This window comes from Flavobacterium akiainvivens (assembly GCF_001278115.1).
Classification (GTDB): Bacteria; Bacteroidota; Bacteroidia; order Flavobacteriales; family Flavobacteriaceae; genus Flavobacterium; species Flavobacterium akiainvivens.
This window is the reverse complement of the sequence record NZ_LIYD01000005.1, coordinates 1,547,814-1,564,374: the sequence shown is the minus strand read 5'-3', so window position 1 is coordinate 1,564,374 and position 16,561 is coordinate 1,547,814. Positions and strand designations below refer to the sequence as shown.

At 42.2% G+C, this 16,561-nt stretch carries 19 protein-coding genes and 2 pseudogenes; 6 read left to right on the top strand and 15 right to left on the bottom strand.

Annotation, left to right across the window (positions count from 1 at the left end; genetic code table 11):
* Position 1: 1 nt before the first annotated feature.
* Complete coding sequence (locus AM279_RS06970; protein ID WP_054407040.1) at positions 2 to 853, top strand: pPIWI-associating nuclease domain-containing protein; 852 nt, start codon at positions 2 to 4, stop codon at positions 851 to 853.
* Between the two features lie 2 nt (positions 854 to 855).
* On the opposite strand, the gene AM279_RS06965 is transcribed toward AM279_RS06970, so the two are convergent.
* A complete protein-coding gene (locus tag AM279_RS06965) occupies positions 856 to 1,239 on the bottom strand; it encodes a response regulator (RefSeq protein ID WP_054407038.1) in 384 nt (127 codons plus the stop codon).
* A gap of 305 nt (positions 1,240 to 1,544) precedes the next feature.
* Between AM279_RS06965 and AM279_RS06960 the strand changes: the two genes are divergently transcribed.
* Positions 1,545 to 2,282 (top strand): YoaK family protein, encoded by a 738-nt coding sequence (locus AM279_RS06960; RefSeq protein ID WP_054407036.1) that lies wholly within the window; start codon positions 1,545 to 1,547, stop codon positions 2,280 to 2,282.
* Here AM279_RS06960 and AM279_RS06955 read toward each other — a convergent pair.
* Both AM279_RS06955 and AM279_RS06950 read right to left on the bottom strand, forming a co-directional pair.
* The gene (locus AM279_RS06955) at positions 2,266 to 2,523 is read right to left on the bottom strand and encodes a helix-turn-helix domain-containing protein (RefSeq protein ID WP_449403935.1); all 258 of its coding nucleotides are present in this window, start codon (positions 2,521 to 2,523) and stop codon (positions 2,266 to 2,268) included. The two genes, AM279_RS06960 and AM279_RS06955, sit on opposite strands and share 17 nt — an antisense overlap.
* A gap of 28 nt (positions 2,524 to 2,551) precedes the next feature.
* The gene (locus AM279_RS06950; RefSeq protein WP_054407032.1) at positions 2,552 to 2,863 is read right to left on the bottom strand and encodes a helix-turn-helix domain-containing protein; all 312 of its coding nucleotides are present in this window, start codon (positions 2,861 to 2,863) and stop codon (positions 2,552 to 2,554) included.
* Between the two features lie 231 nt (positions 2,864 to 3,094).
* On the opposite strand from AM279_RS06950, the gene AM279_RS06945 reads away from it, so the two are divergent.
* The 4 genes from AM279_RS06945 to AM279_RS06930 are packed head-to-tail and all read left to right on the top strand — an operon-like array spanning position 3,095 to position 5,249.
* Positions 3,095 to 3,454 (top strand): VOC family protein, encoded by a 360-nt coding sequence (locus AM279_RS06945; RefSeq protein ID WP_054407030.1) that lies wholly within the window; start codon positions 3,095 to 3,097, stop codon positions 3,452 to 3,454.
* Between the two features lie 10 nt (positions 3,455 to 3,464).
* Complete coding sequence (locus tag AM279_RS06940) at positions 3,465 to 4,349, top strand: SDR family oxidoreductase (protein ID WP_054407028.1); 885 nt, start codon at positions 3,465 to 3,467, stop codon at positions 4,347 to 4,349.
* Positions 4,349 to 4,780 (top strand): EVE domain-containing protein, encoded by a 432-nt coding sequence (locus AM279_RS06935; protein WP_054407027.1) that lies wholly within the window; start codon positions 4,349 to 4,351, stop codon positions 4,778 to 4,780. Before AM279_RS06940 ends, AM279_RS06935 begins: the two co-directional genes overlap by 1 nt.
* 1 nt (position 4,781) lies before the next feature.
* Entirely contained in the window at positions 4,782 to 5,249 is a 468-nt protein-coding gene (locus tag AM279_RS06930; RefSeq protein WP_054407025.1) for a MarR family winged helix-turn-helix transcriptional regulator, read from the top strand.
* Between the two features lie 22 nt (positions 5,250 to 5,271).
* Here AM279_RS06930 and AM279_RS06925 read toward each other — a convergent pair whose 3' ends face one another.
* The 12 genes and pseudogenes from AM279_RS06925 to AM279_RS06870 all read right to left on the bottom strand — a co-directional run.
* A complete protein-coding gene (locus tag AM279_RS06925; protein ID WP_054407023.1) occupies positions 5,272 to 5,721 on the bottom strand; it encodes a DUF3872 domain-containing protein in 450 nt (149 codons plus the stop codon).
* Between the two features lie 11 nt (positions 5,722 to 5,732).
* Positions 5,733 to 6,293: a conjugal transfer protein TraO gene (locus tag AM279_RS06920; protein ID WP_054407021.1), complete on the bottom strand. Its 561-nt coding sequence runs from the start codon at positions 6,291 to 6,293 to the stop codon at positions 5,733 to 5,735.
* Between the two features lie 20 nt (positions 6,294 to 6,313).
* Complete coding sequence (traN, locus tag AM279_RS06915) at positions 6,314 to 7,213, bottom strand: conjugative transposon protein TraN (RefSeq protein WP_054407019.1); 900 nt, start codon at positions 7,211 to 7,213, stop codon at positions 6,314 to 6,316.
* Between the two features lie 86 nt (positions 7,214 to 7,299).
* On the bottom strand, positions 7,300 to 8,640 hold the full coding sequence (gene traM, locus AM279_RS06910) for a conjugative transposon protein TraM (protein WP_054407018.1): 1,341 nt from the start codon (positions 8,638 to 8,640) through the stop codon (positions 7,300 to 7,302).
* Entirely contained in the window at positions 8,627 to 8,911 is a 285-nt protein-coding gene (locus tag AM279_RS06905; protein WP_054407016.1) for a hypothetical protein, read from the bottom strand. Before AM279_RS06905 ends, traM begins: the two co-directional genes overlap by 14 nt.
* 18 nt (positions 8,912 to 8,929) lie before the next feature.
* The gene (locus AM279_RS06900; protein WP_054407014.1) at positions 8,930 to 9,358 is read right to left on the bottom strand and encodes a hypothetical protein; all 429 of its coding nucleotides are present in this window, start codon (positions 9,356 to 9,358) and stop codon (positions 8,930 to 8,932) included.
* An 11-nt stretch (positions 9,359 to 9,369) separates the two neighbouring features.
* Positions 9,370 to 9,993, bottom strand: a complete 624-nt coding sequence (gene traK, locus AM279_RS06895; RefSeq protein WP_054407012.1) for a conjugative transposon protein TraK — start codon at positions 9,991 to 9,993, stop codon at positions 9,370 to 9,372.
* Positions 9,994 to 10,012: 19 nt separating this feature from the next.
* The gene (traJ, locus tag AM279_RS06890; protein WP_054407010.1) at positions 10,013 to 11,008 is read right to left on the bottom strand and encodes a conjugative transposon protein TraJ; all 996 of its coding nucleotides are present in this window, start codon (positions 11,006 to 11,008) and stop codon (positions 10,013 to 10,015) included.
* A gap of 3 nt (positions 11,009 to 11,011) precedes the next feature.
* Positions 11,012 to 11,644 (bottom strand): DUF4141 domain-containing protein, encoded by a 633-nt coding sequence (locus AM279_RS06885; RefSeq protein ID WP_024566596.1) that lies wholly within the window; start codon positions 11,642 to 11,644, stop codon positions 11,012 to 11,014.
* Between the two features lie 26 nt (positions 11,645 to 11,670).
* Positions 11,671 to 12,153, bottom strand: a pseudogene (locus AM279_RS06880) (TraG family conjugative transposon ATPase); the annotation flags it as partial.
* Between the two features lie 107 nt (positions 12,154 to 12,260).
* Positions 12,261 to 13,934 carry a group II intron reverse transcriptase/maturase gene (ltrA, locus tag AM279_RS06875; RefSeq protein WP_054407007.1) on the bottom strand — a complete coding sequence of 558 codons (1,674 nt, stop codon included), beginning with the start codon at positions 13,932 to 13,934 and terminating at the stop codon, positions 12,261 to 12,263.
* A 599-nt stretch (positions 13,935 to 14,533) separates the two neighbouring features.
* A pseudogene (locus AM279_RS06870) lies at positions 14,534 to 16,555 on the bottom strand (TraG family conjugative transposon ATPase); the annotation flags it as partial.
* Between the last annotated feature and the right edge of the window lie 6 nt (positions 16,556 to 16,561).

Below are 16,561 nucleotides of genomic sequence, written 5' to 3'. Positions count from 1 at the left end.
TATGGAAAAAGCCGAAAAAATAAAACAATTACTATCCAACCAATTTGAGTTGGATTTATTTGAAGCTTCACTTGCTAGCTTAAATGATCGAACAAACAAACTTCGCTTTAATAATTTTGCATATTCTATAAGGGAATTGTCAAGGCATTTTTTACATAACCTTGCTCCGGAAGAACGTGTGAGAAATTGTGTTTGGTTTAGCCCCGAAACTACAGACGAAAAACCTACAAGAAACCAAAGAATTAAATACGCAGTCCAAGGTGGAATAGATGACACTCTTTTAGATGGTTGGGGATTTGATGTTGACGAACTCAAAGACATGATAAGAGAGCTAAAGGAAACAATCAATACCTTAAGCAAGTACACCCATATTAATCCTGAGGTGTTCAATATTAGCGATGCTGAAGTTGAACGTATGAGCCAAGATGTACTTAACGCTTTTATTAGTTTAGTAGAAACAATTGAAAACTATCGTGAGGATCTTAAACAGTTCCTCGATGGGCATATTGAAGAGCATATGATATCATCCGTTGTAACTAATTTTTTTGAGAATGTTGATCAGCTTGCACCGCATCATTCATTGGAATATACTGAGGTATCAAAATATCATATTTCTGAAATCAATGAATATGAAATAGTAGTGGACGTCTTTGGAGATTTACATGTGATTCTTGAATATGGCTCTAATAAAGAAAGACGTGAAGGTGATGGATTAGACTTGCCAGAAACATTTCCTTTTGAAACGAAGATACGCTATCAAATTGAAGAGGATTTTCCGTCCACTAAGTTTGAGGTTGATGACTACGATGTGGATACTTCAAGTTGGTATGGAGATGATGAGGATGAAATATAGTATTAAGCACTGAAGATAGCTTTCTTAAAATCCTCCACATCGCTACCAAGCAGCAGATAACTTGAAAAACCAATATCCAAAAGAGATTTCCCAACTTTCTCGTCATCAATATCACTATGGGCAATCAGTTTTATTGAAGGATATTCTGTTTTTAATATGTGAAGCTGCGCCAGCACATTCCGGTCGTAAAAATCCAAATCAATAATACAGATTTTGGGAAGTTTATTCAATGAAGACAATTGAGATAGTCCATCCTCAATACTTTCTGACCGAGATAGGATTTCCATTCCAGATGCAGCGAGATCTTTACAGATGCTATCGGTTATCGGGCTTTTATCGTTAATAAAAGACAGAGAGATTGTTTTTTGTGCAGTACCAGTTTCCATATCATACCTTTTTTGTGTTGATGTAGCCCTGCACAAAAAGAAGGCGCAGGCCACTACACTTACCGATACTGAGGCACTGGTATACCCGACAACGAATAAGCGAGCGCCCACGCCTATAGCGTGAGCGTTCCTACTTATCGTCTTGTTGTCTTAAAAATTACCAGTTTTCAGTACCAAGACTTAAAGCAAAAACACTTTAAGATTTTTAATATTTTACATTGCAAATGTACAAATGTTGTCTGTTATATCCAATTGTGGGTAAAAGGCAAAATCGGTTTTGTAAATTTGTATAAAAAGAAAATGAAATGTTCAGACACAAGGGAAAAGGGCGAACATATTCCCACAATCTTAAATTAGCATCTATTTTATCAGGCGTAGCAGGGATAGTAAATATAACAGGGGTTTTGAAGTTGAATGTGCTTACCACTAATGTAACAGGACACTTTGCTTATTTCTCTGAGGAACTTGTTTTAAAAAAATACGGGATGGCTCTAGCTTATCTCTTTTATATACTGTTCTTTCTATTTGGTGCTTTTGTTTCAAGCCTGCTGATGGAATGGGCTGCAAAGCGTAAATCTCAAACCTCCTACATCGTGCCTATCTGTATTGAGATTTCGATATTGCTTGCGGTCGGCCTGTCATCCCTTTTTGTGAGTAAAGAATATACGCTGCCCTCAATTCTTTCATCATCTGCCCTACTTTTTTCAATGGGATTACAAAATGCACTGGTAAGCCGTGTATCGCAATCCGTTGTCAGAACAACGCATCTTACGGGCCTATTTACTGATCTTGGCATCGAATTATCCCAGCTTTTCTTCTATAAAGGCCAGTCCGAAACTGAACAGCTTGGAAAAAGTATCCGCTTAAAACTGGCTATAATTGGCTGTTTCTTTGCGGGCTGTATCATCGGAGGGTTTGTTTATCCGTATTTTGAATTAAAAACACTTTTGCTTTCCGTAGGGTTATTGCTTTTTGCGTTGTGGTATGACCGTTTATTGTTCAGGTATTATTCCTTGCGGAGAAAATTCAGGCACCACCACTGATAGAGCTTATTTTAACGTAATTCTGTTCCAGAACTTTTAGAATATCACTTTCCCTGTAAATTATTTTACCCCCTATCTGTATGTACGGTAGGATATTATCATCACGATATTGCTGTAAAGTGCGTTTGCTGATATGGAGCATCTTGCACACATCTTCACCCGAAAGGTAAATTTCGCCGTTCATTACAGGGCGGTAGTTTTTCAGTATGCTTTCGATACGGCTTCTTAGCTGTTCTATCATTTCCTGATGGGCAATGATTTCGTCATTGTCATTCGTGAATAAATCCATTTTCGGCAGTATTGTACGGCTGTCCGGCTTCGAGCAAAGCCTGCACATCCGAGCGTTTATAATAATTCTTACGGTTCAGTCGGGAATAGGGCAATAACCCTTTGTCCTTATACGTCTGCAAAGTCCGCTTGGTAATGTTCATCATCAAACACACTTCCTGGTTATCGAGCCATTGCTCTTGTGCAAAAATGGGTGTGTATTTCTGTGTGGCATTTTCGGTCAGTTCCAAAAGCGCTTTTAGCTCACTTTTCATTCCCTCCAGTATGGACTTTTGTATTGCGATTACTTCCATTGTTTGCTCAATTTTGCTGTGGAAGTCGAATTTATAAAGGCTTAGTGCTGCGTTGGGGAATGTTGCAGGGTTTGGCTTTGGGAGGTAGTATTTGGCCGTTTAGTGACATATGTAAATACATTACTATAGTACGTTAAACTACCATATCTGCTTTTCTTAGAAAAAAAAGGGAAAAATGTTTTTATTTTGTTGTCACATATATTATATTTGCGACTACAAAATTTAAATAAAATGAAACAATTAACATTCGCCTCATTACAAGTGAGTAATCTTGAGGCTTCAAAAGAATTTTACACCCAAAAATTAAGCTTTGAAATAGACAATGCTAATCCACAAGCTTGCATTTTTACCTATAACAAAGGACAGGCTAGCTTTGCGATCCGCACACCACTTGAACCGATTGAAGGCCGTGAATTAGGAATTGGTGTTGCCCTTTGGTTTGCTGTAGATGAAAATGTAGACGAGCTAAGAGAAAAACTTATTGCGAACGGTTTAACGGATGTGCTTCCTATCATTGAAACTCCTTTTGGTAGAGCATTTCACGTAAAAGACATTGATGGCTATAAACTTACTTTTTTAAACGAAAAATAATATCACAACAATGAAATTATTAGTAACAGGAGCTAGAGGTAGCTTAGGAAGCAAAGTTATCAACCAGTTGAAAGAAAAAACAGCAAGAGAAAATATCGTTGCGTTTGTAAGAGACGAGAATGCCGAACTAGCAAAGCAATATGCAAAAGAAGGCATCGAATTAAAAGTTGGCGATTATGCTGATGTAGCAAGTTTAGAAAACGCCTTTAAAGGAATTGATATTATCTATTTTATTTCTGGTGGAGACGATAATCTAAGAGCCCAACTTCATAAAAATGTAGTGGATGCCGCAACAAAAGTTGGCGTAAAACACATTGTATATACAAGTTCTATGTGGAAAGACGAAGGCGCTGCTTCTCAATTGGCTGCACTAGTGGAATCTCATTTGAAGACTGAAATAGCACTTAAAAATTCGGGAGTTAATTACACTATTTTGAAACATAATTTATATGCTGAAGTAATAGAAATGATGATTGGCGATAAATATCAATTGCTAAGATCCAAAATGATTTATCTGCCTGCAGCAAACGGATTAGCATCTTTTGTACCCAAAAATGATTTAGCAGAAGCAGCAGCAAATATACTTTTGAATCCCATAAATTACATCAGTAAAGTACTGACGTTTAACGGTAGTGAACAAATTACTTTTGCAGAAGTAGCTGAGCAATTATCAGGAATTTTGAACGAACCAATTAAATACATTTCTCCGGAGGTAGACGAATTCAAGGTTCAACTGAGTAAATTTGGTGTGCCGCAACATGCAATTGAAATCCTAACGACCTTTAGCGTAGCTATTGCAAATGGAGAGTTTGATCAAAAATCAAATGATTTGCAGACTGTCCTAAGAAGAAATACTACTCCATTATCAGATTTCTTACAAGAAACATATCAATAATGTCAATTAGAGAGCCAAAATATTGGATAATTGTGGCTTCAAAAGACCACGTAAAATCGGCTATGGAACAGGGGATTGCACAGTCCTGTCACGGAAAATTTGCTCCATTAAAGCGAATGCGAAAAGATGATTTTTTGCTATTTTATTCGGGCAAAATGACACTTGGAAAACCAGAAAGCTGTCAAGAGTTTACAGCAATTGGAAAAGTGATAGACAATGAAATATATCTGTATCAGGTTTCAGAAGATTTTTGTCCATCTAGACGCAATATTGATTTTTTTGAAAGTAAAGACACCTCAATTATTCCTTTAATCAATGATTTAGATTTTATACAAAACAAAGAAAGTTGGGGATACCCATTCCGCTTTGGAATTCTTGAAATCAACCAACATGATTTTGATTTAATTTCATCAAAAATGCTTCAAAATTAATATGATAAAAAAAATAGAATTTCAGTTTAAAAGCCCGGAAGAAAGCCCAGGATATCTATTAGGACAGTTAACTTTACTATGGCAACGGAAACAGAAAAAGGTCTTAGACCCATTAAACCTGACACAGACACAATTTGTTCTTTTGGCTGCATTAGGATGGCTTTACAGAGAAAACGATAACGTAACACAGGTAGATATTGCTAATCAGGGAAATGCAGACAGGATGATGGTTTCCAAAGTACTGAGAACACTGGAGGAAAAGAAATTTATTAGCCGGCACGAACATAAAACCGATACAAGGGCCAAGGTAATAAAATTGACCGATGAAGGTGCGAAAGTTCTGCAAGAAGCATTAGTAGCTATTGAGAATGCAGATGTCGAATTTTTCTCGATCCTTGGTACGGATAAACTTTCTGTCTTCAATATGAATATGGTTAATGTAATTAGACAAAATAAAGAGGTTGAATAATTACAACCTCTTTTTACTATAGTTAATCACGACTGTTAAACTGAAAGCTTAACTGTTTTTCATTTCCAAAACTGTCCGAAACCCAAACTTCAAAAGATTGAGATACAGCCGAAGTTGATGTGTAATACAGCCGGAACTGTTCTGTTGGTAATTGGTACAGGTCATTGGGCTGATACGGCGGTTCATTGTAGTATTGCAATGTTCCCTGTCCATCAAACTGGAAGTAACGGAGAAAATATTGCGTGTTGCTGTAATTGCCTGTACGCTGTATGGTAATACGTATTTCTACCGTCTGTCCGTTGGCAACATCTTTGGGTACTGGCATCACGTTAACCTCGAAAGGAAAATCGTTCTGTATTTCGAGTTCATCATATTTGCTACAAGATACCAAAGAAACCGAAGCTGTGAGGATTGCCAGCAATACATAAATCGGCAGTAATCCTATTCTGAATTTATTGAATAATGCTATCATTTTTTTCTGTTTTAAAAGTTAAACCTTAATCCCACACCTGCGGACGGCCGGAACTGTTCTAAGTCTGTCCCCCATAAAACCTTTGTCCGCCCTTGCACGACTAACACAAATCGGTCGGACAGGTAGGTTTCAAATGTGAGCCGTCCGCCAGCTCCATAGATGAAGTTGTCCTTACTCAATATTCTCGCTCCATCGTACAACATCGCTTGGCCCCGGTTAATGGTTTCGTAACCGACCACACCCGTTACGGCGAAATTCAGCGTGATGTTCTTACGGGCATCGCCCAACAAGAAGAAGCTGTAACCGCCCTCTGCGGAATAGGTTTCCTGCGGTATGCGCAGGTCTTTATAATCGTGGTATTGATGGGAATATTCCAACGCCCAAAGCTGGTAGTTTCCGTTTTTGCCATTCACGGTCATACCGATATTGATGTAATAATCATTCCCGATTTTATCATCGGATAATACACCAACATTTACTTCCAATCCTTTTTGTTTAGGCAACATCCGTTGTGCCTGGCTGGTAGTGATGCCCAAGATTATGAGCATCACGGTGTAGATATACTTTTGCATATTATTGCTTTAAAGGGTTATTAAAATTTCAGGTGCATATCGTTAATCAAACGGGCTTTGATTAAATCGGAATTTTCAACCTGTAATGTTTGATGCCTGCCGCCGTTTTTCTCAAAAATCTCAATCAGCAACACCTTGTCATCGGCAATGGTAAACTGGTCTAACAGGAACACGTTTTGTTCGGTCGATTTTCCGGCAATGCCGTCCAATGGCTTGTAAGTTCTTAAAGGCGTTAAAGGGCGTTCCTGGACTACGGTGCGTTTGGCGACTTTCTTATCCACCACTTTGAAATTAATAAAATCAATCTCGAAAGGCACATTGGTACGGTTTCTCAATTCCGTATGGAAATAGTATTTGCCGTTGTGTATGTAAATCCCTTTCAGGATAAACTGAATGCCGAAACTCTTAGCCCCGATATGCTTTACAATGCGCTTATCTTTCTTGTAAATGGTTTCCAGTAGCAAGCCTGCCAGTGATGGCGAATTGTTGCCCAGTTCTTCAAAAAGCACATCGTTACCGTTGGTTCTGTCAACCGCTTTTTGCATAGTGAGCAGGTCATAACTCAATGCTTCCGGGTAGGAACTGTAATACACATTAAAGCTGTAAAAACGCCCGTCATTCGTTATAACGGAAAAATTCGTTTCAGGCTCAAAGTCCCTTACAGATGCTTTTACACGCAATACGTTTTCAGCATCTTCAGCTTTCCCAGCAATCAGGTATTCGCTGCCCAAATCCACGTAACGAATGGCGGTCGGGAAAATCAGGTGCGACGTTTTATCGTAGGTAACTTCCATACGGTACGGTTCTATCTTGCCCAATGCAAGCGGTGTTTTTGCAGTTGCACTGTCCTGTGCATAAGATTGTGCGACAAAGCCGAATATCAGGGCAATAGCCCAAAAGGTTTTTAAATGATTTTTCATTGTCGTTAATATTTATTTTAAATGGTAATGAATCGTCTTCCGCTGGACGGGACAGGTTTCATTGTTTTATTTATTTGAGTTGAACATTATTTTTTAGATACAAGGAAGACCTGATAGCCCGCTTTCAGCGTAACCTTTGGCGTTCGTACTTTTTTGGCGAAATAGCCAGAAATTCCCTGTACCACGCCACGGCTTAGGTCTGCGGCTACCTGCTGCCCGGCATTCTGCGTGAGCATTACACTGGTTCCACCTGTCTGGCTCATATTGCCCACCATTTCGGTAAGGGCGTTCATTTCCGGCGAATACGGAACGTACAAGCCTTGCTGTCCGTCCAAATCGTAAATGGTAATATCTACCGGAATGATGTTACCCTCCAGTTCTATGGAGGTAACTTTTAGCTGTAATCGACCTCCCTGAAATTTAGCGTTGGCTGTTACAATCGTTCCCTTTGGAATGGTACGCTGAGGCGTTTGGGCAGGCTCTAACAATCGCAGTCTTACTCCCATTTCGCCAATGACCGTTTGGGCATCGTGTACACAGGCTTTGATACTGTTTTTAGGTTGTACCACTTCTTCAGTAGAACCTGCGGTATAGAACCCACGGTTTTTTGTCTGGCTCCAATCGGCTGCAAAGGCACTGTCCGACGGTTCACGGTACAAGGCTGATACAATGTTATTTCTTGTTGGTGTGAACGATACAAATTGCTCTTTTTGGTTTGCGCCCGCAGCCCCCGTAGTTGCACCATTGGCAGGTGCAGCGTTTCCGGTATTGTTGTTTTGCGGAAGATACTTTGCTGCCATTTCATAGGATTTCTCCATTAATTTGAGTTGGTCGTCAACGGTGGCCACAGGTGGCACATCTTTTTCCGACAACTTTGCTTTCAGTTCGTTCACCTGCTTGCGCAGTTCCATTGTTTCGGCATTGTCATTATTATAAAATGAACCCAATGTGCTTTGTGCATTACGGTAGCTGTTTAGCGCAGAATTGCGGTTTCTTCCCGAATTTCTGCCACCACCGCCAAAGCCGTTGCTTTCCTCATCTTCTTCAGGTAAACCTTCTTCACTTACAACAGATGCACTGTCTTCCGTATTCCAATAATCAGAAAGCGTAGTCAGTGCATTGCGCTTTTCCTGGTCTTTGCGTTCGAGCATTTCCTGCTCATACGCCTTGCTTTTATCATCGGGCATTCCTGCTCCGGTAGCCTGTGGCACGGCATCGTTCAGCCCGATATTTTCGACCGCCTTTTTATCTTTCGACGGTTTAAATATGAGGTACATACAGCCGAGAAATACCACGCCCATCAAAAGGAATATGATTGGCTTTTTGAGCTTATCCTTATTGCTCTTTTTATTATCGGGCAGATTTGATGCTGTGTTATGGTCTTCTCCCTCAACCAGAAAGCTGACCCTTTTTTCATTTTCTTTCATAAATCTGATTTTTTAAAATTGTTGATACACTATCCTGCAACCTTGCAGGGTTTTTACTTTTGAGGACAGGGTTTTCGATATGCTCAATGACCATATCGTTACCGGACTTTGAGGTATCGTACATTACTTTGCCAACCACCGCTACGGTAAGCAGCAGGTAACCCACAAAGAAGTACAGCGTATATTGGTGCTGCTTGCGCAAGGGCAATGCCCGCCAACGTTCGTCCAACTTGTCAAAGTACCTGTCCATATTTGCTCTTAATTTTTTCATAGCCTTACTGTTTCTGTGTTATAGCTTGAAACGTTTGGGGCTTTTACCCGCCTTTTGCTTCGGCGCATCGTTGACCAGTGCGACCGCTTCCGTTAATTTTGGTGCGGACATTACGGACAGGTTTGCCAGTTCCGATTTTTTGAGCAGTTGCCCGAAGCCGTCTTTCTTGGCTACCTCCATACGGCTCAATGAAAATTTGCCATTCAGGTATTTTACCCACATACTGCATTCTACACGGGGCTTGTCATCGCCCGACCATTGCAGGTAGCCTGTCAGCAGCAAGTCTTGTTTGGGCAAATTATCCGTACCCTTTTGGCAGCTTTCAAGGTATTCGCTGATGCTGTCTTTCAGCTTTCCTGCATACGCACCCTGCGTATGGAAATACCCGTTATATCCTTTGTCGGTAAGGATTTTTGCGAACGTGCTTAAATCTGATAATGCTTCCATAAGATTGTTTTTTAGCGTTCGATGACCTCTATATCCTTATTTTCCACAACTGCAAATTTTTCAATATTGAAGCCCTGCGGATTGTTGTCGGAACGAACGGAGTTGACGAGATAGCAGGAAGTAATCAGGTTACGCCTGGTTACATTGCTTGACCGGATAATGAACTGTTTGGCATAGGTACGTACCGCATAAGGGTAGTTGTCGAAATTGCACACGACACTATCTACTTCTATACGTTGCTGTACGTTCCCCGAAATGATACGGCTGTAATAGCCCTTTTCCGACAAGTCTTTGTAGTAATCAAAGGCACTTTTATCGGCGAGGTTAAATGCCCTGCTCATATTGCTTTCAATAGCGTTCTTGTCGGGGGCAAGCGTAAAGAACAGTTCGTGAAATCTCCTGACGTGTTCCCTTGCCTCAACCGGGCGGTTGATGCTTGCATCCTGCGACAAGGCAAGCATCAGGGATTTGCCATTATCCAGTACATAGATTTTTTGGCGTTGGTCTTCTGCAAAGCGGTAGGAACGCCATACGGCGTAACCTACCACGCCAATGCAGAGAACCGCAAACACAATGGCATATAATCTTATCTGCCTAAAGCTGTTTTCGATATTTCTTAGCGTTTTAAATTCCATTTTTTAGAATGATTAATGTTTATTTATTCATCAGTTTACCGCCGATGTTTCCAACTGTTGAGCCTGCGCCTGCTCCGGCGATGTTTCCGGCTTTCATTGCTGTGGAGTTTACATTGCGGGTAAAGTTTCCTGCGCCTCCGGCTTGGATTACCCAACCTGTTACCGTAGGGATAGTGAAGTACCCGATGATGCCGATAATCATAAAGATGATGTACACGGTATTGCTCGTATCAGGTATATAGGTGGGGTCGGCAAGCATTGCTATATCCCGTTCTAAAATGAGGGATTGTATTCTTGCCAACATTGAGCTGAACAAATCCGAAACGGGAAGCCACAGGTAAACGCTGACGTACCTCGTGAGCCATTGCGTGAGCGTGGACTGAAAGCCATCCCATACGGAAATTGCAAAGGCAATTGGTCCGAGTATGGAGAGGACTATCAGGAAAAACGTTCGTATGGTATCAATGACCAAAGCCGCCGCCTGAAAGAGTATTTCCAGTAGATTGCGAAACCAATCCTTTATGGCATTCTCTATCTTGTAGGCTTGCCTGTCCATATACATACCCGCCATTGTGCCAATGTCGGAGGGCGACCAACCTAGTTCGTCCAGTTTCTTATCAAACTCTTCGTCTGATACCATATAGGCGGTTTCGGGGTTCCTGACCATTGCCTCGTATTCCAACTGGTCTTTCTGTTGTTGCAGCTTGTTCAGGTCAAGCACCTGGTCTTCGAGTATTTGGTGGGTTCCTACCACCACCGGGCTTAATACCGCATTGATGGTTCCCAAAACGATGGTCGGGAAGAACATTATGCAAAGCCCTAGAGCGAACGGGCGCAGTAAAGGGAACATATCAATAGGTTCGGCACGGCTTAAAGCCTGCCAAACCTTTAATGCCACATAGAACAATGCTCCCAATCCCGCCAAACCCTTAGCTACTGCCGCCATATCGCCTGCAAGCGGCATCATATCATCATAAAGCGACCGCAGGAGTTCGTGAAGATTATCCCATTCCATAGTTTACCAGTATTTTTGGTTAGCAGTTCCGTAGAGTTCAAGCACTCTTTGGGCATCGTTTTTCTTTTTCGCTCTTAGATAGCTTACAGAAATGTTCTTATTGGTATAGTAGCGTACAAGGCTGTGGTAATCCTTAACTTCTTTGTACACACGGTCGATAATATCCATACGCTCTTTGTCATTCAGCGAAAGGTCTGTGGCGGTTATAATCTGCTTCAATTCTTTCAGCAGTTCGGTACTTTCATTGAGTAGTGCCGAATAACCGTTACCGATAGCGACCAATTCCTGTGGGGTAAAATTTGGGTCGTTCATCATCTTACCAAAATTCTGCACGTACATTTCGGACACGTCGCCTACCAACAATACCGTTTGTTGCACCTTACGGGCATCTTTCACAAGGTTGTTGATAGCTTTCAGCTTGTCATAATATTCCTTGCCCTGGTCGTACACTTTCTTTACTTCGTTGAAGTTCTTTATCACATTGCTCACGGTCGAAGAAGTCTGTATGATTTCGTTCGCAGAGTTGATAATCCCTGAAGCCAAATTTGCGGGGTCGGTTACAACCCACTGGGCTTTTGCTGACGGTGCTACGGCGAGCATCAGTGCCGTACACACCAGATACAATACTTTTTTCATTGTTCTGAATTTTAAAATGTTAATGACTATTGATTTGCTTTGTCCCGCCTTTGCATTGCGATATGTTTAATGGCGAGTTCTACATTACCGTCCAATTCGGAAGCAAGCTGCATTACTTCCATTTTTTCGGTTTCTTCGGTCGTGTAAGCGAGGTATTCCTCCAAACTAACTTCGGTGGCATAGACTGCCGAGTGCGTACCACCTAAGCCAATCCAAACCTCTTTGTAAAGTCGGCTTGCATCGTTGTTCATATTGATGGAAAGTACCTGCCCTTTTTCTTTATCCGTAAGCCCCAACATCGCCTGTATGTCATCAAACTTGTTCATATACTTGCGTTGGTCAAGCAGGATTTTACAGTCGGAGTTATTGATGATACTTTCTTTCACAATGGGCGACTGGATAATATCATCGACCTCTTGCGTTACGACAATCGCTTCTCCGAAGAATTTGCGGACGGTCTTAAACAGGTACTTGATGTATTCCGCCATTCCCTCTTTGGCTATTGCTTTGTCGGGTAGGTCAGCGGGATTTCTCCCGCTTTCCCCCCTAAGAACCGTACGTGAGAGTTTCCCCTCATACGGCTCAAGCAGTTTAAAACTTCTATTTAGAAGCCAGCTCATGATAACCTCAACTTTAGTTGTATGTCCCTTCTGTGACAAGAATCGTGAACAAGCGTTCGTTGGACTTGACCATTAATCCTAAGATTGGTAGTGTTCCATGCACTATCGCTATCGATTTTCTCGCCACATAGTGGACACACACGGTTTTGCCTAAACCACATAAACAGTACGGTTCGTTTACTGTCAAGTTTCAGGAACATCTTATATGTTTCCCTTTTTTTGAAGTAATCGTTCCATTCGGGATCGAAAGGATTCGCTTCCTTTTTGATTTTGACATGTCTGACGATTTTGGTTGCGTACGCACGTTTCAGCGACATGACTTCCGCCTTGCCCTTGTCGTTAGTATCCACTGCAAAACACCAGTTTCTCTTGCCAATCGTACGGAAATACTTGGTGGAAATAAACCACCTTCCTTTCTTTGGGTGTCGCCTAAGCGCCCAAGCCCATAGTTTACGATAAATCAGGTAATCTACATACCTGAAAGTTTCCGACGCTGAAGTGTACTTGAAGTGGTTTGCCCAACCTGATATTACAGGATTCAATAATCTGATGAGACTTTTCTGTGTACTCGTTTTGTTGGCTTCAATGATGCCTTTAACTTTCTCATAAAGCTTTTTCACATTATCCTTCGATGGTTTTGTCAGGAATTTGCCCTTGTACTTTCTGATATTGCAACCTAGGAAGTCGAAACCTTCTTCTATATGCGTAATCTTGGTTTTCTCTGCCGAAAGGTTTAAGCCCCTTTCTGCTAAAAACTCCTTGATTAGCGGAAGAACTTCGTTTTCCAGCTGCTCTTTAGTCTTGCCGGTGATAATAAAGTCATCGGCGTAACGAATCAGATGTACCTTAGAAAAGGTAGTCACGCTTTTCCCGAGCTTAGTCGTGTGGCGTGTCCTGAACATTTTAGCAAGCATGGCCTGCATACCATCCAAAGCCATATTAGCAAGTGTTGGCGAAATGATTCCTCCCTGCGGTGTGCCTTCGTCCGTCATAAAAAGTTCTTTGTTGAAAACAAACCCACATTTCAACCATTTCCTTAACATGGACTTGTCCATCGGGATATGATTTAGCAGCCAATCGTGGCTAATGTGGTCAAAGCAACCTTTAATATCAGCTTCCAGCACCCATTCAGGCGACATTCCTTTCGCAAGGGTGATGTAGCATTGCTGGACTGCATCCGCCGTATTCCTTGTCTTACGGAAACCGTAAGAATCGTTATCGGCTATGGTTTCGGAGACTGGTTCCAAAGCCATCAGATATAATGCCTGCATTGCCCTGTCCTTCATGGTCGGTATGCCCAATGGGCGTAGCTTTCCATTCTTCTTGGTAATATGTACCCGTTTTAGCGGTTGAGGTTTATAACCTCTTCTTTTCAATTCAGTTATCGCCCGAATTTTGGCTTCTGGAGAACTCCACAATACGTGGTCAACTCCAGCCGTGTTTTTACCTTTGTTAGAGGTTACCCGCTTTACAGCCATAGCTTTGGCGTAAAACGAATGAGTAAGCATCCACTGCAAGGCTTTCACCTTGTTGTGTCTGCACTCTTTCTGAGCTTTTACAATACGCACTTGCAGCTTTCTGACCTCTGTTTCGCACCTGTTCCAGTCGAGACTGTTCCAATTGCCAACTTGGTCGGAAGATGCACACGCTTCATTTCTTAATACGTTCATTTGCCTTTCCTCCTTTGAAAGTTCTTTAGTTAATTGTAATAAACCACCTTGCGGAAGTCTGCCCGCTTTCGCGTAGGGTAACGTTTAAACCCCTATCCATCCCATTACAGGATGGCGTTCGCTTTCTCCGCATTCCTATACCCGCATGTTATCGTCGCACCTTGCGGTTTGATTCCCTGACCTAACAGGAACGATACGGGCTTACCGAGTTCTACATAAGTGACGAAATGAATGGGTTAGGCTCTGTCTATCCACCGGTAGTGCTTTGTTCGTGTACGCCCATGCTTGGAGAGGGGTAACCGACTACATCCCATTTTGGGCCGAGCCTATCAGTATCTTTGGCTACCTGGAAGTTACGATGGTTCAATCGACAGTTCACATATATTAGCCATACCATTCAAACCTAGCGCCCCAATCCCATGATACTAGGGATTGTCGCCGAACCTCACGGCTCATGCTCCTTCATCCGAAAGGGCTTCATTGTCCCGACAGCTTCACACAAAACCATTACTGCTAATGCATGTGTCGGTAGGTTACTGCTGACGAAACAGCAGGTCTAGTCTTCGCTAGACAATCACTTATGCAACTTCTCGTCGCACCCAAGCCTCTTCAATCAGGATGAGCTTGCGAATACCTTTGAGCCTCCGCATCTTGTTGATAAAGACCTCCATAATGATGAGGGTCACTATGGGAAAGAGGATTTTATGGTCTTTAATGGCATCAATTTCAAACACGATAAAGCGTTTGGATAGCAGGTCTAACTGCTTGTTTGAGTTCAGCAAGTAATCGTATTCCCCGCCCTTGTAATAGGGTTCGAGTACGTTCAGGAAATTGGCAATGTCAAAGTCTTTTTCCCTTACCTGCTTTTCCTCCAATACCTTGCGGTAGTCGCCTTTTACATACTCATAAAAACCATTGAATGACGGATAAACATCTTCCTGTTTGATACGTTCGATATAACCGCTTACAGCATTGGAAAGGGCAACTTCTTCAGAACGGGTTGGCGGTTCATCATCCCGCTTCCATAAGGTCAGTATCAAAGTCTTGATACTTTCCCGCTTTTCAATGTCGAACACGCCGTCATCGGTATAGAAAGGATTAAAGGCAATGGGATTGTCTTCTGTATAAGTGAAGTAAACACCGTCTTCGCCTTTGGTCTTTCCTTTTATGAGTTCGCATAAGCCCTGATAAGAGTTACCCGTATCTACCAACAGTACGTGTGCGCCTTGTTCGTAATACTGCCGTACCATATGGTTTGTGAAAAATGATTTACCTGAACCCGATGGACCAAGTATGAACTTGTTCCGGTTCGTGATGATACCCCGTTTCATAGGCAGGTCGGAAATATCCAAATGGATAGGTTTTCCTGTAAGCCTGTCAGCCATCTTGATACCGAACGGCGAGGGCGAATTGTGGTAGTTGGTTTCTTCTGTAAAGAAGCACAATGCTGGCTCAATGAACGTGTAAAAACTTTCCTCACTGGGGAAGTCGCCCGCATTGCCCGGCATTCCTGCCCAATACAACGTGGCTACGTCCGTCGTGTTGTGGCGTGGCTTACATTCCATCAGTGCCAACGCACTACCGCAATCGTTCTTTAACTGTTTCAGTTCTGTAGGGTCTTCCGACCACGCTATAATGTTGAAGTGCGCACGGATTGAGGACAACCCGAAGCTGTGGGCTTCGTTCAGGTACTTTTCTATCCACTCTTTGTTGATTTGATTGGCACGGCTGTACCTTGCGAGTGAGTGCATATTCCTTGCGGACTTCTCAAACTTTTGCAGGTTGTCTTCGCTGTTATCCAAGAAAATGTACTGATTGTAGATGTGGTTGCAGCTTAACAGCAAACCCACAGGTGCGGCGAATGACAGGCGGCAGTCGCTACGGTCGGTAGATAGCTTTTCAAAACGGGTATCTGCCGATACCGTTCCGGGCAGGTCATCGGTATCGGAAAGCGTATGCAGGCTTAACCTTTTGTTGCCGATGCGTACCTCTTCGGTTCCGAGTGCGATGTCCTGCATTGGTGTTCCTGCTCCCCTCGATAATGTGAGGTACTGTTCCAGTAATCCCTGTGTATCTTCTGTTCCGATAATTTCATCTTCGGTCAGTCGTTTCAGGGTTACAAAGCCGCTATCGTTCAAGATACGCTCAAACTGGGCGACCGCCTCCATAAAGCGGTGTATCGTTTCCTTGTTCCTGATTTCCTTTGGTATCAGTGTACCTTTGCAAAGCGAACTGAAGTTGCTTTGCATTCGCATTCTTTCTTTAGTGGTTTTGGTCAGGAACAGGTAACAATAATGGTTCAGGAACGGTCGCTCATTAAAATGACGTTGGTAAGATTTCGCCAAAAAGCTCTGGTCTTCTTTTGCCAAATCGGGAGCATAGCTTTCTTTGATGTACCAATCCTGTTTGTGGATTACGGTAAAATCCGGCAAAGTCTTGATAGCTTTGTGCCAAGCGGAATGTATGGCTTCATATTCCGCAGAAGCTACCGTAAACAGTTCCGGCAAACGCACTTCAAAACAGGCGGTAATATCTGCATCTTTAGAAAGGATACAATTGTTTTCTACTGCCAACAAAGGAAATTTATTTTCCAGTGTGGTGGTCTTTGCGACATTTTTCATTAGTGT

What these genes read in the sequence shown, in the direction of transcription:
- AM279_RS06970 (WP_054407040.1), top strand. Translation starts at nt 2, where the DNA reads ATGGAAAAAGCCGAAAAAATAAAACAATTACTATCCAACCAATTTGAG.
- AM279_RS06965 (WP_054407038.1), bottom strand. Translation starts at nt 1,239, where the DNA reads ATGGAAACTGGTACTGCACAAAAAACAATCTCTCTGTCTTTTATTAAC.
- AM279_RS06960 (WP_054407036.1), top strand. Translation starts at nt 1,545, where the DNA reads ATGTTCAGACACAAGGGAAAAGGGCGAACATATTCCCACAATCTTAAA.
- AM279_RS06955 (WP_449403935.1), bottom strand. Translation starts at nt 2,523, where the DNA reads ATGATAGAACAGCTAAGAAGCCGTATCGAAAGCATACTGAAAAACTAC.
- AM279_RS06950 (WP_054407032.1), bottom strand. Translation starts at nt 2,863, where the DNA reads ATGGAAGTAATCGCAATACAAAAGTCCATACTGGAGGGAATGAAAAGT.
- AM279_RS06945 (WP_054407030.1), top strand. Translation starts at nt 3,095, where the DNA reads ATGAAACAATTAACATTCGCCTCATTACAAGTGAGTAATCTTGAGGCT.
- AM279_RS06940 (WP_054407028.1), top strand. Translation starts at nt 3,465, where the DNA reads ATGAAATTATTAGTAACAGGAGCTAGAGGTAGCTTAGGAAGCAAAGTT.
- AM279_RS06935 (WP_054407027.1), top strand. Translation starts at nt 4,349, where the DNA reads ATGTCAATTAGAGAGCCAAAATATTGGATAATTGTGGCTTCAAAAGAC.
- AM279_RS06930 (WP_054407025.1), top strand. Translation starts at nt 4,782, where the DNA reads ATGATAAAAAAAATAGAATTTCAGTTTAAAAGCCCGGAAGAAAGCCCA.
- AM279_RS06925 (WP_054407023.1), bottom strand. Translation starts at nt 5,721, where the DNA reads ATGATAGCATTATTCAATAAATTCAGAATAGGATTACTGCCGATTTAT.
- AM279_RS06920 (WP_054407021.1), bottom strand. Translation starts at nt 6,293, where the DNA reads ATGCAAAAGTATATCTACACCGTGATGCTCATAATCTTGGGCATCACT.
- traN (WP_054407019.1), bottom strand. Translation starts at nt 7,213, where the DNA reads ATGAAAAATCATTTAAAAACCTTTTGGGCTATTGCCCTGATATTCGGC.
- traM (WP_054407018.1), bottom strand. Translation starts at nt 8,640, where the DNA reads ATGAAAGAAAATGAAAAAAGGGTCAGCTTTCTGGTTGAGGGAGAAGAC.
- AM279_RS06905 (WP_054407016.1), bottom strand. Translation starts at nt 8,911, where the DNA reads ATGAAAAAATTAAGAGCAAATATGGACAGGTACTTTGACAAGTTGGAC.
- AM279_RS06900 (WP_054407014.1), bottom strand. Translation starts at nt 9,358, where the DNA reads ATGGAAGCATTATCAGATTTAAGCACGTTCGCAAAAATCCTTACCGAC.
- traK (WP_054407012.1), bottom strand. Translation starts at nt 9,993, where the DNA reads ATGGAATTTAAAACGCTAAGAAATATCGAAAACAGCTTTAGGCAGATA.
- traJ (WP_054407010.1), bottom strand. Translation starts at nt 11,008, where the DNA reads ATGGAATGGGATAATCTTCACGAACTCCTGCGGTCGCTTTATGATGAT.
- AM279_RS06885 (WP_024566596.1), bottom strand. Translation starts at nt 11,644, where the DNA reads ATGAAAAAAGTATTGTATCTGGTGTGTACGGCACTGATGCTCGCCGTA.
- ltrA (WP_054407007.1), bottom strand. Translation starts at nt 13,934, where the DNA reads ATGAACGTATTAAGAAATGAAGCGTGTGCATCTTCCGACCAAGTTGGC.